This window comes from Aeribacillus sp. SP014, from assembly GCF_054055575.1.
The window spans coordinates 2,822,256-2,836,534 of the sequence record NZ_JBSRXI010000001.1; the positions used below are offsets into that span (position 1 = coordinate 2,822,256).

A 14,279-nucleotide genomic window follows, 5' to 3' on the forward strand; every position below is an offset into this window, starting at 1 on the left:
ATTGGAAACGGTATATTTACAATGTATCAAGCTGTACATTATAATATAAAAAGCGACCGATTGAGGGAAAAGGAGGGAAACACAATGGATCGCATGTTCCGTGTACTCGGTTTTTGGACAGGTATTTTTGCTGTTATGTTTTATTTAGGCGATATGAAGACGACGTCTTTACTTTTCTTTGGTCAAACTGGATTTTTTGTTTTACTATCTTATTTAAAATTAACTGAACGTATGTATATTTATATTTTCGGAGCATATTTGACCATTTTCTTCGTCGGGTTTACATATTGGACGACGTTTATGATGGTCCCTGGACAAGGCGGCCATTAATAAAAACAGGCAATTCCGCAATGGAATTGCCTGTTTTTTGACCTTCTTCAATTTTTACGAAAGCGAAAATCCATTTAAAAAAGGATTTGTTTCCATTTCTTCTATAATGGTTGTTTCTGAACCGTGGCCAGGCAACACAATGGTTTCTTCCGGCAGCACTAGCAGTTTTTCATGAATGCTTTTCAGCAGTTCTTCATGATTCCCTCCAAGCAAATCCGTACGGCCAATGCTTCCTTTAAATAATACGTCGCCTGAAAAAACAGCATTTGCTTCTTCTAAATAGTAGGAGATGCTTCCAGGAGAATGCCCCGGTGTTTCAAATAAAGAGAACTGGAAAGAACCAATTGTCAAGCTTCCTTCTTCCCGAATGATTTCGTCCGCTTCCTCTACCGTAACATTTTTTCCATTCATAAAATGACCAGATCCATTTAAAGAAGGATCGCCAAGCCATTTTTGTTCTTTTTCGTGGACATATACTGGAATATTCCAAACTTTTCGAACATCATCAATCGCTCCGATGTGATCAAAATGTGCATGTGTCAACAAAATGGCAAGGGGAGTCAACTGATGTTTGCGCAATACTTCAATTAGCTTTTCTCCTTCATCGCCTGGATCAAATAAAATACACTCATTTTTGTCATCTGTTAAAATATACGCATTTGTTTGCAGCAATCCGAGCGGGATTCTCATCCATTTCATGCTCTCACCTCAGGTCATTTTCTTTTCAATTTCCATCATACAAAACATTCTTTTTTGGCGCAAAAGGAATAGTTAGAAAATTTTTGGCCAAACCTAAAATGTGCAGGACATACCGTTCATAAAATTGACATAGTCATTTTATGCAAACGTACCGTTCCTACCTCGACAAATCTAGTAAAAGAGATTAAAATATGAAGGGGAAGATATTTGCCGCACTTCAACGTATAAAAGATTGGGGGCTATACAATGGGTACTGTCATTATCTTTACTTTAGTAACTTTGCTTGGTATCTATGCTATTTTCCGTTCTTTAAAACAAAAAAACATTTTGGGAATTTTGTTTGCGCTTGGAACAGTCGCTGTTTTTGGATGGTTTACCTATAAAACGATTGTTCACCACGGTATACCAGTGCCACACTAAAAAAGAAAGAATGGCGGGGCCATTCTTTTTTTTATGAATAAATAAACATTCAGTTGTCACACACCCGTCTTTTAACCTCCGCTTCATATTACCAAAAAAGATGCTTTCACTCCTGTTTATTTTACAATCTCCTGAATCTTTTCCTTCCTTAAATCCATGATTTTTTCCAATCTCGGCCCATACAAAGCATAATGACCTGATGGCGAAATGAGGATAGGATCGTTTGTCACGTTTTTGAAGATGGTTTCTTTTTTCTTAGTGATAAGGTTAAATCTTTGCAGTTCAAAGGAACCGTCCTGGGATTTGGCAACGGGCACAAATGTATAAAACTGCTGATTTTGAGCATTGAAGTCATAGTAGGGAAAAATCCATTGAGAGTAATCGGAAGCCAAAGGGACACGAAATGTAGACAACACTTTTTTTGATGAAGAATTTATAAAAACATATTGACCGAATCCTTTTTCCTGTTGATTTTCCTGCAAATACATGACAATCGATGAAAAATTTCCATTTCCGATGACATGATCAGCGATTTTTTTTTCGTGATGTTTCATTAAGTTCGCTTCATAAAGCGGAGCGCTTAACTCAGGCTCATCGTTATTCCATTTTACATATGTAATGCGATCTTCATCTGTCCATTGAGAAAAAGGTATTTGATAGGGACTATCCACCACTTTTTTCTCTTTCAAATCAAGCAAATAAGTCTTATATGACCAATCTTCAGCAAATGCTGTAACCATCAGCTCGTTTTCATTATAGGGATTCCATGTATATTGAAGTTCAAACGCATTGATTTCCCAATGAAATAATTCCTCTCCTTCGGTGTTTACAAATGTCAGGATGGCTTGATTGGTTTCAGGGCTTGAATGAATGAGAAAAATTGTTCGACGATCATTGGGCACTGTTTGAATAATCGGATGTTTTGTCTGAAAAAATAGTTCATCTTTTCCGATTTGAAGATCGTGACAAATAACTTCCGAACGGTCTTCAAGATTTTTAATGTAAAGCACAGCCGTTTCATGAAACCATCCAGTAATATTTTGAAAGGTATTTTCCTCTGCTTCAATCGGTTGAATGTTCTCTAAAAGATTCTGTTCTGCTTTAAAGTTTTCAAACTCATTTTCCATTTTTTTCTCTTTTGTCACTTGTTTCTTTTCATTCGTAAGCTGATGAAATTCACAAGACGACAAAAGGAGAATCGGAAAGCACATGACGAAAAAAAAGGCTGCCCTCATCACCCTCATCCTTCTCATCCAATTTTCACTTATAATTTACGAATTTTTCAAAAAAAATGTTTCAAAAAATTTATTTGCACAGCAAATAAAGCGACGCCCAAAATATTCCCTTTGCTTTCCGATAAATTTCATCAAATTGGTCAAGCGGCAAAGGGTTCCTTCCTCTGCCTAATTCAACGGTAAATCCCGGCTTTCTGTATTCTTTAATAAACCAATCGCGAAAACCGGCATGACTATCAATCATTCGGATTCCTTTATATCCGCTTAACAACTCATACTCTTTTACGATTTCTTCCGACTTCTCTGGTTCATAGTTTAAATACCCCCAATATATTTCTTCTCCTTGTGTGTGGAAGGCTACGATGAGTTCAAATTGAGACTGCTTGACTAGTTCACTCATAGCAATTGCTTCCGGCTCTGAGAGAGGATAATCACCTGGATAATCACGAGGAGCCGGGGATTTTGGGCTTTTTCTTTCTTTTTCAATTTCCCAAAAGGCAGGAAATTGATTGTTCAGATCAACGCCGCGAATATTTGCTTTCCAATCGGAAAAATCTTCACAGTTATTATTTAACTTGACGGCCTGTTCTTTCACTTGAGGATCGAACGATTCAGCTGCTAAAACAAGATTCACTCCATCCGGATTCACCATCGGAACAAACGATAAAGTAATCTGCTCATAAAGCTGTCTTACAGAAATTCCATTAATCGATTCGTTTAAAATAAGCTTCCGAACATACTCATTGAGCCATTTCATCATAATGGCTGTCGTAATCCACTCATTTGCATGAAACGAACCGTTCATATGAACTTTTTTCGTTCCGGAACCGATAAGAAGTTCAACTAAAGGATTCCCTAGAACACTGCGGCCGATAATCCTCTCTTTAATAAATGGGTAATTTTTTTTTAACACCTTAATATCGCTTGTCAAAGCAAAAAAATGATAGGGCCGTTTGGGATCAATTACAGGCCATGAAATTGGGACAGCATTGTATGTATTTTTAGTCAAGCTTGGTGAAGGATGAAACGGATTATTTTGTACGAAACCCCATCCGGGGATGACGATTTTTTCCCCTTTAAAGATTTTTTCGTTTTCGAAGAAGGGATTTGAATCCAACAACAATCGTTTCGAAAGTTGATATTTTTTTTCCAAGTACTCCAAATCCGCTGTTTCATTCATACAGATTTCCATAAAAAACCCCTCTCCCCTTTTTATTCAGTACATAACATATTATATGAACGACATCATGTTTCATTAATAAAACGTATAAAAAAAGCTCTGACCTAATGGCCAGAGCCTTTTACTGTTTTTTTGCAGCTTGCTGCTCGGTTGAATTCGGAGATGATTCATCCTCTTTGTCAAAAAACCGCAGCAGGTCACCATAAATAATTTCATCCGAATAATCAAGCTCATTTTTCGCTTTTTCCATATATGGTTCACATGCATTTTTATCCTCAACAGCTTCGCCTGTTGATTTGTCATAGCATATTCCTCTTGTATACACATATTGATCCGTAATAAAGCTGCCGTCCCTTAACACAGCAAACGGAATACGGTCTTTTGAAAAAATATCTGTACCAAATTCGATATCGTTTTTCGTATCAATGCCTAGCAGGTTTAAAATAGTTGGCTTCAAGTCAATTTGCCCGGCGACTTGATGGAACACTTTCGGATTTTTATCGGTAACCCCTGGAATATGGATAATTAACGGAACTTTTTGCAGCTGAATCGTATCAAGCGGCGTAATTTCCTCTTTCCCTAAAAATTGCGCCATCGCTTTGTTATGGTTTTCGGAAATACCGTAATGGTCGCCGTACAATATAATAATTGAATTTTCATATAGTCCAGCTTTTTTTAGATCTTCGATGAACACTTTCAAGGCTTCATCTGTATAACGAACCGTCGTAAAATAGCGATTCACGACTCCATCTTCGGAATCAAATTCATCAATCAATTTATCTTCTTCACCCAACTCAAACGGAAAATGGTTCGTTAATGTAATATATTTCGTATAAAAAGGCTGAGGAACATTTTTCAATAATTGTACCGACTGCTTAAAGAAGTCAATATCCTTCAATCCCCATCCTACCGAATTTTCTTCCGTCACATTATAATCTCTGACATCAAAGAAACGGTCGTATCCGAGAGAATTATACATCACATCGCGATTCCAGAATGTGCGGTTATTTGCATGAAATACAGCTGTGTAATAACCGTAATCCTTTAAAATTTCCGGAGTTGCATTGTACTCATTGTTCGCATTTGTAAAGAAGACTGAGCCTCTTCCCAACGGATACAAAGAATTTTCCAATAAAAATTCTGAATCTGATGTTTTGCCTTGTCCTGTTTGATGGTAAAAATTATCAAAATAGTAGCTTTGTTTAATAAAATCATTTAAAAACGGAGTAATTTCTTGTCCGTTCAATTTCTGATTGATAACAAAGTTTTGGAACGACTCCATAGAGACGATAATGACATTTCTACCCTTTGCAATTCCATTCATTTCTTTACTAGGTTCTTTTTTGTTCGCATTTAAATAATTTTGAATTTCGACCAAGTTATTGCTGTCAGCTAACGCACGTTGTGCAGACGTTTTGGACTGCAGCAAAGAATCGTAAATATGAAAATTGTATACACCAATATTTTTGACGAGCATCTCCCTGTCAAACGTTCTTGTTAAAAGCTGCGGACGCTCTGTTTCAGCCAATCCAAGATTAAAGAAAAACACAGCTGCAACCATTAAATAATATGCTGTTTTTTCTTTGCGCATTAATTTTTCCTGTTTGCGGAAAACAGGTCTCCGTGAAAGCCAAATTAAAATGGCTATATCAACAAACATTAATATATCGACAGGTTGAATCAGCTCGGTTATGCTGCTTCCCAAATCTCCCATATTGCTAGCTTGGAAGAGCACGGGAATAGTCAAAAAGTCGTTATAAAACCGATAAAAAACAACATTAGCTAATAAGAGAAAGGTCATCACAATGCTGGCACCGATCACCCAGCGATTCCGGTTTTTGTCTTTCATAAATAATCCAATACCAAAAACAAACAGCAAAAAGCTCAGCGGATTGATGAATAAAATAATCTCTTGCTTGAAATTTTCTATTTTTATATCAAAGCTAGTTTTGTAGACAATGTACGTTTTAATCCACATAAAAAATGTCGCTAATAACAAAAAAGAAATTTTTGAAAATGTGCTTTTACGCATTTTTTTACCTCCTCAAACGGTGGACCTGCGCATTTCTACACTTAAGTGTTTTTTTCCATTTTTTAGGCATCTTAGTGAATAACTAAAGATTATCTTAATACTTCTTCCAAAAAAAATCAATGTTTTTTTACAATATATTTACAATAAGATGCTAGCTTTTTATATATTATTTTATCTCAGTACCTATTATGTTTAGACGGACAAAAATTAAAAAAGTTTCATATAAACAGAATTTGTTATAATCCAAATTTAGCTGCCAAAAAAATAGCGCCTTTTTTAAAAGCGCTATCAGATTTTCTTTGCTGGACCTCGACAAGGTACATGTCGAGTTTGGGATTGTGGCTTTAGCGCACACATACTGAAAGGAGCCGGCATCCGCCAGCTACTTTCAGATGAAAATCGAACAAATATAAAAGCAAGTGGAGAGAAACACATTGTTTTTCTCCACTTGCTTCATTTTAGGGGCTTATCGGACAATTCCTTTTTAGTCTTCCTCAATTTTCAAGTATGTACGTTTTAACCAGCCATGCGCCGCCAATTACACCTGCATCATTGCCAAGCGTTGCAAGAGCAATATCTGCTGCGGAAGCTTCATGAAAAACGAACTGTTGAAAAACATTTTTAACTCTTTTTATTAAAAATTCCCCAGCCTTTGATACTCCACCGCCAATGATAATTTTGGCAGGATTTAAAGCAGTAGCCAAGTTGGCAAGAGCAAGACCAAGATGCATCGTCATGTCGTCGACAACCTGCAATGCCATCTCATCGCCGTTTTTCGCAGCATCAAACACATCTTTTGCAGTGATCGATCCTTTTCTTTCCAATTCCCGATTCAGCGTTGATCTCCCATTAAACTCTTCCATTTTGGCTATAGCCATTCGAACTATTCCAGTTGCAGAGGCGACCGTTTCCAGGCAGCCCGTTTTTCCGCAGTTGCACGGAAAACCTCCATGCAAAACGGAAGTTATATGGCCGATTTCTCCGCCTGCGCTATTTTTCCCATGGATTATTTCTCCATTTGCAATGATTCCTCCGCCGACTCCCGTTCCGAGTGTGACGCATATTAAATCCCTTTCTCCATTCCCCGCTCCTTTCCACATTTCACCAAGAGCTGCAAGGTTGGCATCATTATCAACGATTACTTGCAAACCAGTTTCTTTTTCAAGATTTTTCTTAAGCGGATAATTATTTTCCCATCCAATATTGACAGTTCTAGAAATGATTCCCTCTGTTAAATCGACAGGGCCAGGCGCCCCCATGCCGATTCCAATCAGCTTTTGCTTCGATTCACCAAGTTCTTTCAACTTTTCGTATATAGATTGAGAAATATCACTAACAATATTTTTTCCTGATTTATCGGTAGGGATTTCCCATTTTTCAATAATATCTCCATTTATATTGATAAATGCAATTTTTATCGTAGTTCCCCCTAAGTCCACACCAACTAGCCAATTATCGATCATATTTTTCATCCTTTACTCTTTTTCTCTTATCTTTTTCTATCATTATTTCTCGTCTTAACAATAGCATGGCCATTTCAAATTCTTTTGCGTCAATCAGCTGCGACTCAAACAGCTGCTTCACCTCCTCCTCCATTAATTCAAGATCAGCCACACGATCCCCGATGTATATGATAGTACCGAAACGTTTTAAAAGCTGTTGTATGTCGTAAATCGTTTTCAAAAACATCACCTTCTAAATAAAAATGCGGATAAGCTGCACATATTGCTAAAGTTCTTTTTTTGAAAACTTCCGAACAAGTCATCGAGCTATAGATTGTCAAGCTGTTGTTTTAGCTGCTGATATTCCGCTTTTCCCGGATCAAGCTTCAATGCCTTATCAATCGCTTCTTGTGCTTTCACAACATCATTCTGTTCCGCATATATTAGGCTAAGTACATAATAAGCTTGATGAAATGTCGGATCTTTTTCCAATACATTGTTTAAATATTCAATTGAGCTTGCCACATTGTTCAAACGATATTCCGTATAAGCAAGTAAATAGATGATTTCAACTTTTGCATCATCAAGCTCCTTCGCTTCCGAAAGCACTTCGGAAGCCTTTTGGAACTCCTTGTTCTCAATTAGTGCCTGCGCCCTTGCTAAAGCCATTTCCGAATTGCGCTTAGGGGCTATTTCATATCCATAATACCCAAGACCGAAAACGAAGATGATCGATAAAATAAGCCCCACTGCTCTCGTGAAAAATTTGGACATCCTTGGAATCTGAAGAACAAAAGCTGCCAGAAATCCGCCAATTAAACCGCCTATATGACCAGCGTTGTCCACATTCGGAATCGCCCAGCCAAGCATTAAGTTAATTAAAACTACAATCAAGATGTTGGGTCCTATTGTACGGAAAAACAATTTAGGGTTTAACACTCCTAAAAACAAGAGCGCACCGAACAAGCCGAATATCGCACCTGATGCACCTGCGGACAAAAAGGGGCTGAAAGCAAAGCTTGCAAGCGAACCAGTAAATCCGGCAAACAAGTATATAAGCAAAAATCGAATCGAACCATACATTTTTTCAACAGTCATTCCAATATAATAAAGGGCTAAAGAGTTCATAATCAAATGCAAAAAACCGATATGCAATAAAATTGGTGAAAAAAATCTCCACCATTCGCCATCGTAAATGGCAGGATTGTATTTCGCTCCAAATTTTATAAGAGTATCAGAATTTGTGCTTCCCCCGTACCATTCAAGAAGAAAAAACATCACAATTTGTGCTGTTAAAAAAACATATGTAAAGAAAGGCCTGCCATTTTCAAAAAAGGAGCGTTCCAGCCTTTCCTGCCTTTTTATATAAGAAAATATTTCTTCTTTTATTCGTTCAACTGATTCAAAATTTGATTCTTCTGCTGCATAATCAAGTTTTTTCAACGAAGCCGAAAGAGCATCTTCCAAATCACCTGTTTTTTCCATTATATGCTCTTGATCCAGCAGCATTGTTTTGACGACTGTTTTCCCATGCGCAAAAGGTTCTTTAATCCGAAATTCCCAATCATCAACAGGAGGAAATGTGGTCACATAAATGTTAAGAATATTTAAGTCCCTTCTCATAGATTGTTTTCGGATCGTTTCAAAAATATGCGCCGTATGTTCAATGTCTTGAGAGATCCAATTTCCCCAGTCAATATCTTTTCTGACAAATCGTACAAGCTGAAAATATTTGTTGCGAAACGGCTCAAACCAAACCTCCGAATGATCGCCGGATATATTGATTAGCCTGTAATTATGCTCCACCACAAGACTTCGCAAAATTTTCCAAAAAATAAAATCTAGCTGAGTCCCCATTTAAAATCTCTCCGCATGTTTTTCCTTTATTATACCAATGTGGAAGGGCAGTTTGAAGAAAAAAGCTGAATCAAAAACGATTCAGCTTTCCATTTCCACCTATTTAAAAGCACCTTGGAGAAATTTCCTGCCAATTAGCGGTATCTGCATTGTCAGTTGAATAAATTTCTCACGCATCCATTTGCTTTTTAGGCATACGTTCATAATTTTGTATCGATTTGAATATATGAAGAAAATGCCGAATACTAGAAGAATTCTTTTTAATCGCTTCATAATTTAATCCCTCCATTAATTAAAATAAACTTTTTGCTCAATTTTTATCCAAAATAAAATACGCAATTACTGTTGCAATGAAAATTGATAAAAAATTGACTGCGTCATTATTCATCCAGACAAAACCTTTCGTCTTTACCGTATATTCCCCGCAATGTATTCTTTTTTCCGTTTCAGCATGGCAGACGAGACATTTATTTTTTCGTTGAAAAAAGCATCCGAACAGCGTGTCAATCAAAGCTCCAATAAATCCAAATAATATAATGAAAGGCAAAATTTGAGCATCATTTTTTATAAAAAAAGAACTCCCCAGCGCAACAAACGAAGAACCGAGGATGGAAGCAAAAGTTCCGAGAACGGTAACAGCACCTGATGTTCCTTTTTCGACAAATTTTGGAGGAAATAAAAGAATCGGTTTTATTCGGCTTAAGCTGCCAATTTCGGAAGCCCATGTGTCCGCGTTGGCGCAAGCGAATGAAATGGTTAAAAGAATGAACCAAAAATTGCGGTCATCATGATCCACTATATTGAAAATGCTGATCAATACTGGAATCCCGCCATTTGCCAGCACTTGAACATAGTCGCGTCTTTCCCCTTTTTCAAGAATTGATGCCATTTGCGCTTTTCGTTCCTTCTTCCATTTACTGATCATGCTTGATGACGCAAAAAATAATCCAAGGGGGACCAGCCCTGGAAAACCAAAACTAAAATAGATGCTGGCGCCGACAAATACGGAGCTTATTGCTCCAGAAATCGACAAAGCTTTTGACTTATAGGAAATATAAGCGATAGTCGCAATAAAAATAGTGAACAATAAAGGAATGATCATTTCCTGCACTCCACCAATTCTTTTTCAGTAATGATGATATCAACCGGAATATCATGGGATTCAATCGGCACTTCCTCAACTATTTGAAAGGAAAAAGCAAGCGCAATAGTTACATTAGCGTATTTATGTAAATAACGATCAAAATAACCCCCGCCATATCCGATCCTGTGCCCACGCCGGTCGAAGCAGATGCCAGGGACGATAAGCAAGTCGATTTCTTTTGGCGTTATGAGTGTTGTTTGCTCAAAGATCGGCTCCTGTAAATCTAAATAAACATTCTCTAATTGATCAAACGATTTTATTTCCCTGAACTCCATTTCTTTTATATTTGGGTCGCATTTAGGCACAGCTGTTTTTTTCTTTTCCTGCCAGCAGCGAAAAAATAAACTTTTTGTATCGACCTCGAAGCCTTTGGATACTGTAAGGCCAATGGTATTCGCCTCCTGCCAATAGTCTGTTTCAAAAAGAGTTTCAGCAATTTTGTTTGACCATTCCGCATGCAATTCATGCCCCATGTTTTTTAACATCCGTTTCACTTCATTTCTGATTTCAAATTTTTTTTCCAACTTAAAAATTCCTCCCATTTACCTTTTTTATAATAAAAAAACAGCAGGAAATATCTTCCCACTGCTTTTACTTCGTTTCACGATGCAAAGCATGACTTTTGCATCTTGGACAATATTTTTTCAATTCGATGCGTTCTGTGTTTGTACGTTTATTTTTTGTAGAGATATAATTTCTATCGCCGCATTCTGTGCAAGCAAGAGTAATATTTACGCGCATATCTTTCCCTCCAAACTATTTCATGTTCAAATTCAGACTTTTATATAATATCATTTTTGCATTGTAAAATCTACATTATGTTTATTTTTGAACACAAAGTTTCAAGTCGTTTCAAATTACATTTTTTTTAAGTTAACATGAAATTTCGTTAAAAGCCGTTTTGTTCTATTAAAATATATGATATAACAATAAAGGGACAACTAATGGAAGGTGAGATGCATGGAAATTGTGATTATTATTCTTTTCCTTGTCAGCATTGCTTTATTAGGAATTGCTTATACTCAGCGTGACGATATAAAAGAGTTGGAACAAGAAGTTGAGCATTTATCCGTTTCTGCGATGCAAGAAATATACAAAATGAAAAAGAAAATGAGGGTATTGGAAGAAGAATTGCTGCAAGGAACAAACACAAAGCCTGTTTCGCAAGACACACAGTCCGTTATACACTTTGATTATTACACGAAAAACAAAATTCTATCAAAATATCAGCAAGGCATGTCAATTGCTGAAATTGCAAAATCGGAAAATGCCACAACCGATGAAGTAAAGCTAATAATCGAACAAAATAAGAGGGAACTATCATGAATAAACGAATTTTACAAGCATTCTCAGCAGGGATGATCGTTTCCACCTCAATTTTGACCCTCACTTTTTATTTAGGGAACTATGATCAAAAGGTTGTGGCTGAAAAAGAGTTGACGGACAAATCAGTTAACGAGTATTTAGCTCAAAATAATAAAATTGCTGTATCCAATAAAGAATATGAAGAATTTCTTTCTTACAAAGATACAAAAGTAAAAAATCTGAATAAAACACCTCAACAAAATGAACAGCAGCAGAAGCAGCAAAATCAAAATGCACAAAATCAAAACCAAGAACAAAAGAACAATAACCAACAAACTGAGGTAAAACCTGTAAAAGTAAATATTAAAGAAGGCATGACGACAAGCGACGTATCAAAAATACTTGAACAATCGGGCATTATTGATTCCGCCTCCAAATTTAATCAATACTTAATTAAACACGATTATCATAAGCGTGTACAAATTGGAACTTTTGAAGTAAAAAAAGGGATGAGCTACTACGAGATCGCAGAAGCCCTTACAAGATAAAAGGGGCTGCGATCCGTTTTTTTATAAATAAGGTTTGAAACCAGCCGTTTGTAAAAAAAGGAAGTTTTTCAAAACTCAAAATGGTGAAGTTCAGAACCACAAAAAGATTGCCCTTATCATTTTTCTCCCATTCCCGACCGTGTTGATTATTGTCATTCCAAGATCATTGTCCCAGCCTCAATTTTGTGCTTTTCTCGGCTTTTAAATTGTCTTTTTTTAATCAATAGTACTTATAAAAGCCCACCAAAATTTTATGCCTTTTCTTTCACAAAATTGCCCTATGCTCTGCCCGAAATTTTTCCATAACACTTGTCTCTTATATTTCAGACATAGACACGATATAATACTTACAATTCCATTTTATATGCGATAAACTATTTAAATCGAAAGACATAAAAAGTTCACTTCCTATTTAGATAAATTTGGGCGGCGAACCAAAATTTATTTTAGCACTAGAGGGGCTTTTTAGTATCGCGGAACCATTTACGAATAACATAGCGATTTTATTTATATAAAAAAAGTTTGCCTGAAAACGGCAAACCTTTAATCATTTAAAGCATAATGGCGGCCTTTAACTAAATATAAAACATTTTCCGCGATATTCGTTGCATGGTCAGCAGTACGTTCAATAAATCTTGCTACAAGAGAGAGCTGGGTAATTTGATTCATATACTCTAAGTTCTCAGGAATAATTTGCAAAAGCTCCTTAATTGCTTCACCATATAAATCATCTACTTCATCGTCTATTTCGGCTATTTTTCTTGCTAATGCAACATCTTCCTCATGGTAAGCTTTCAGCGATAAAGACAGCATTTCTGATGCCAGCTTGTGCATTTTTGTGATTTGTTCAAGCGGTTTTATAAGCGGTTCATTTCCAATTCGAATTGCTGATTTTGCGATGTTGACTGCGTTATCTGCCATTCGTTCGATATCAGCAGCTATTTTAATGGAAACAATGATTCTTCTTAGATCAATCGCAACGGGCTGCTGCTTTGCAATTAAAAGAATTGCAAAGTCATTAATTTCCTCTTCGAGCTGATCGACATTCACATCTTGCTCTAATACTTCAATAGCCAAATCGATATCCTGCTTTTCTAATGCGCGGATTGATTTGCCTAATGCAACTTCCGTCAAACTGCCGATTTCAATTAACTTGGTGTGTAACGTGTTCAAGTCAAGTTCGAATTTTTCTCTCATTTTTTTTCCTCCAACATGAACCGTGTTATTCAAAACAATTATTATCCGAAGCGTCCTGTAATATAATCTTCCGTCCGCTTATCTGACGGATTAGAAAAGATTTGGTCGGTTTCGCCAAATTCGATAACTTCTCCGTTTAAGAAAAAGGCAGTTTTATCAGATATACGTGCAGCTTGCTGCATGTTATGCGTTACAATAATAATGCTGTAATCTTTCTTTAATTCTTGAACCAATTCCTCAATTTTCAACGTAGAAATCGGATCAAGCGCTGACGTTGGTTCGTCCATCAAAATCACATCAGGTTCAATTGCTAAACAACGCGCAATACATAAACGCTGCTGTTGTCCTCCTGACAGGCCATACGCGTTTTCCTTCAACCGATCTTTTACTTCATCCCATATAGCCGCGCCTCTTAAACTTTTTTCGACGATTTCATCCAATATTTTTTTATCACGGATGCCGTGTATTCTCGGTCCATACGCAATATTGTCATAAATAGATTTCGGAAACGGGTTCGGCTTTTGGAAAACCATGCCGACTTGAGTGCGCAGTTCTTCAACACGATAAGATTTATCAAATATATTTTTTCCGCGATATAATATTTCACCGTTGATTCGAACGGATGGAATCAGCTCGACCATTCGATTCAATGTTTTGATATAAGTCGACTTTCCGCACCCAGAAGGACCGATGATTGCAGTTACTTCATTTTCATAAATGTCTAAATCAATGTTTTTTAGAGCTTGATCATCACCGTACCATAAATTTAAGCCGTTCGTTTTATAGACAATTTTCTTTTCATTCTTGTCTTCGCTATTTTGTTCATAAACAATTTCTTGTTCTTTTTTCAGTTCAGTTTTTTTCAATTCAGTAATTGCCAAAATAAAAAC

Annotated in this window: 16 protein-coding genes; 4 read left to right on the top strand and 12 right to left on the bottom strand. The window is 36.6% G+C overall.

Going from position 1 to position 14,279, the window contains the following annotated elements; genetic code table 11:
- Window positions 1-84: 84 nt before the first annotated feature.
- The gene (locus ACVIJU_RS13775) at window positions 85-330 is read left to right on the top strand and encodes a DUF2626 domain-containing protein (protein WP_456687688.1); all 246 of its coding nucleotides are present in this window, start codon (window positions 85-87) and stop codon (window positions 328-330) included.
- Between the two features lie 54 nt (window positions 331-384).
- On the opposite strand, the gene ACVIJU_RS13780 is transcribed toward ACVIJU_RS13775, so the two are convergent.
- Window positions 385-1,029, bottom strand: a complete 645-nt coding sequence (locus ACVIJU_RS13780) for an MBL fold metallo-hydrolase (protein WP_327863174.1) — start codon at window positions 1,027-1,029, stop codon at window positions 385-387.
- A gap of 246 nt (window positions 1,030-1,275) precedes the next feature.
- Between ACVIJU_RS13780 and ACVIJU_RS13785 the strand changes: the two genes are divergently transcribed.
- Entirely contained in the window at window positions 1,276-1,449 is a 174-nt protein-coding gene (locus tag ACVIJU_RS13785; RefSeq protein ID WP_065095533.1) for a DUF2759 domain-containing protein, read from the top strand.
- 116 nt (window positions 1,450-1,565) lie between these two features.
- On the opposite strand, the gene ACVIJU_RS13790 is transcribed toward ACVIJU_RS13785, so the two are convergent.
- The 9 genes from ACVIJU_RS13790 to rpmG all read right to left on the bottom strand — a co-directional run bounded on the left by ACVIJU_RS13790 (window position 1,566) and on the right by rpmG (window position 11,080).
- Complete coding sequence (locus tag ACVIJU_RS13790) at window positions 1,566-2,684, bottom strand: YqgU-like beta propeller domain-containing protein (RefSeq protein WP_456687689.1); 1,119 nt, start codon at window positions 2,682-2,684, stop codon at window positions 1,566-1,568.
- Window positions 2,685-2,754: 70 nt separating this feature from the next.
- Window positions 2,755-3,876: a M14 family metallopeptidase gene (locus ACVIJU_RS13795; protein ID WP_094246210.1), complete on the bottom strand. Its 1,122-nt coding sequence runs from the start codon at window positions 3,874-3,876 to the stop codon at window positions 2,755-2,757.
- 109 nt (window positions 3,877-3,985) lie between these two features.
- The gene (locus tag ACVIJU_RS13800) at window positions 3,986-5,896 is read right to left on the bottom strand and encodes an LTA synthase family protein (protein ID WP_066247574.1); all 1,911 of its coding nucleotides are present in this window, start codon (window positions 5,894-5,896) and stop codon (window positions 3,986-3,988) included.
- Window positions 5,897-6,390: 494 nt separating this feature from the next.
- Window positions 6,391-7,359 carry an ROK family glucokinase gene (locus ACVIJU_RS13805; protein WP_063388087.1) on the bottom strand — a complete coding sequence of 323 codons (969 nt, stop codon included), beginning with the start codon at window positions 7,357-7,359 and terminating at the stop codon, window positions 6,391-6,393.
- On the bottom strand, window positions 7,349-7,579 hold the full coding sequence (locus ACVIJU_RS13810; protein ID WP_066247571.1) for a YqgQ family protein: 231 nt from the start codon (window positions 7,577-7,579) through the stop codon (window positions 7,349-7,351). Before ACVIJU_RS13810 ends, ACVIJU_RS13805 begins: the two co-directional genes overlap by 11 nt.
- 86 nt (window positions 7,580-7,665) lie before the next feature.
- Window positions 7,666-9,195 (bottom strand): rhomboid family intramembrane serine protease, encoded by a 1,530-nt coding sequence (locus ACVIJU_RS13815; protein ID WP_456687690.1) that lies wholly within the window; start codon window positions 9,193-9,195, stop codon window positions 7,666-7,668.
- A gap of 310 nt (window positions 9,196-9,505) precedes the next feature.
- Window positions 9,506-10,297: a DUF92 domain-containing protein gene (locus tag ACVIJU_RS13820; RefSeq protein ID WP_327856458.1), complete on the bottom strand. Its 792-nt coding sequence runs from the start codon at window positions 10,295-10,297 to the stop codon at window positions 9,506-9,508.
- Window positions 10,294-10,863 (bottom strand): 5-formyltetrahydrofolate cyclo-ligase, encoded by a 570-nt coding sequence (locus ACVIJU_RS13825; RefSeq protein ID WP_240326721.1) that lies wholly within the window; start codon window positions 10,861-10,863, stop codon window positions 10,294-10,296. The genes ACVIJU_RS13820 and ACVIJU_RS13825 overlap by 4 nt, the downstream gene beginning before the upstream one ends.
- A gap of 67 nt (window positions 10,864-10,930) precedes the next feature.
- Window positions 10,931-11,080, bottom strand: a complete 150-nt coding sequence (rpmG, locus tag ACVIJU_RS13830; RefSeq protein ID WP_063388082.1) for a 50S ribosomal protein L33 — start codon at window positions 11,078-11,080, stop codon at window positions 10,931-10,933.
- A 219-nt stretch (window positions 11,081-11,299) separates the two neighbouring features.
- Between rpmG and ACVIJU_RS13835 the strand changes: the two genes are divergently transcribed.
- Window positions 11,300-11,665, top strand: coding sequence for a DUF6115 domain-containing protein (locus ACVIJU_RS13835; RefSeq protein WP_063388081.1), 366 nt, complete (start codon window positions 11,300-11,302; stop codon window positions 11,663-11,665).
- Window positions 11,662-12,192, top strand: coding sequence for an endolytic transglycosylase MltG (locus ACVIJU_RS13840; RefSeq protein WP_063388080.1), 531 nt, complete (start codon window positions 11,662-11,664; stop codon window positions 12,190-12,192). Before ACVIJU_RS13835 ends, ACVIJU_RS13840 begins: the two co-directional genes overlap by 4 nt.
- A 543-nt stretch (window positions 12,193-12,735) precedes the next feature.
- On the opposite strand, the gene phoU is transcribed toward ACVIJU_RS13840, so the two are convergent.
- The gene (gene phoU / locus ACVIJU_RS13845) at window positions 12,736-13,389 is read right to left on the bottom strand and encodes a phosphate signaling complex protein PhoU (RefSeq protein ID WP_063388079.1); all 654 of its coding nucleotides are present in this window, start codon (window positions 13,387-13,389) and stop codon (window positions 12,736-12,738) included.
- A 41-nt stretch (window positions 13,390-13,430) separates the two neighbouring features.
- Window positions 13,431-14,222, bottom strand: coding sequence for a phosphate ABC transporter ATP-binding protein PstB (gene pstB / locus ACVIJU_RS13850; RefSeq protein WP_269467022.1), 792 nt, complete (start codon window positions 14,220-14,222; stop codon window positions 13,431-13,433).
- Between the last annotated feature and the right edge of the window lie 57 nt (window positions 14,223-14,279).

Bases quoted from the DNA above. Each gene is read 5' to 3' on its own strand.
- ACVIJU_RS13795 (WP_094246210.1), bottom strand. From the start codon at position 3,876: ATGGAAATCTGTATGAATGAAACAGCGGATTTGGAGTACTTGGAAAAA.
- ACVIJU_RS13790 (WP_456687689.1), bottom strand. From the start codon at position 2,684: ATGAGGGCAGCCTTTTTTTTCGTCATGTGCTTTCCGATTCTCCTTTTG.
- ACVIJU_RS13780 (WP_327863174.1), bottom strand. From the start codon at position 1,029: ATGAAATGGATGAGAATCCCGCTCGGATTGCTGCAAACAAATGCGTAT.
- ACVIJU_RS13840 (WP_063388080.1), top strand. From the start codon at position 11,662: ATGAATAAACGAATTTTACAAGCATTCTCAGCAGGGATGATCGTTTCC.
- ACVIJU_RS13785 (WP_065095533.1), top strand. From the start codon at position 1,276: ATGGGTACTGTCATTATCTTTACTTTAGTAACTTTGCTTGGTATCTAT.
- ACVIJU_RS13820 (WP_327856458.1), bottom strand. From the start codon at position 10,297: ATGATCATTCCTTTATTGTTCACTATTTTTATTGCGACTATCGCTTAT.
- ACVIJU_RS13805 (WP_063388087.1), bottom strand. From the start codon at position 7,359: ATGATCGATAATTGGCTAGTTGGTGTGGACTTAGGGGGAACTACGATA.
- phoU (WP_063388079.1), bottom strand. From the start codon at position 13,389: ATGAGAGAAAAATTCGAACTTGACTTGAACACGTTACACACCAAGTTA.
- ACVIJU_RS13835 (WP_063388081.1), top strand. From the start codon at position 11,300: ATGGAAATTGTGATTATTATTCTTTTCCTTGTCAGCATTGCTTTATTA.
- ACVIJU_RS13815 (WP_456687690.1), bottom strand. From the start codon at position 9,195: ATGGGGACTCAGCTAGATTTTATTTTTTGGAAAATTTTGCGAAGTCTT.
- ACVIJU_RS13800 (WP_066247574.1), bottom strand. From the start codon at position 5,896: ATGCGTAAAAGCACATTTTCAAAAATTTCTTTTTTGTTATTAGCGACA.
- rpmG (WP_063388082.1), bottom strand. From the start codon at position 11,080: ATGCGCGTAAATATTACTCTTGCTTGCACAGAATGCGGCGATAGAAAT.
- ACVIJU_RS13775 (WP_456687688.1), top strand. From the start codon at position 85: ATGGATCGCATGTTCCGTGTACTCGGTTTTTGGACAGGTATTTTTGCT.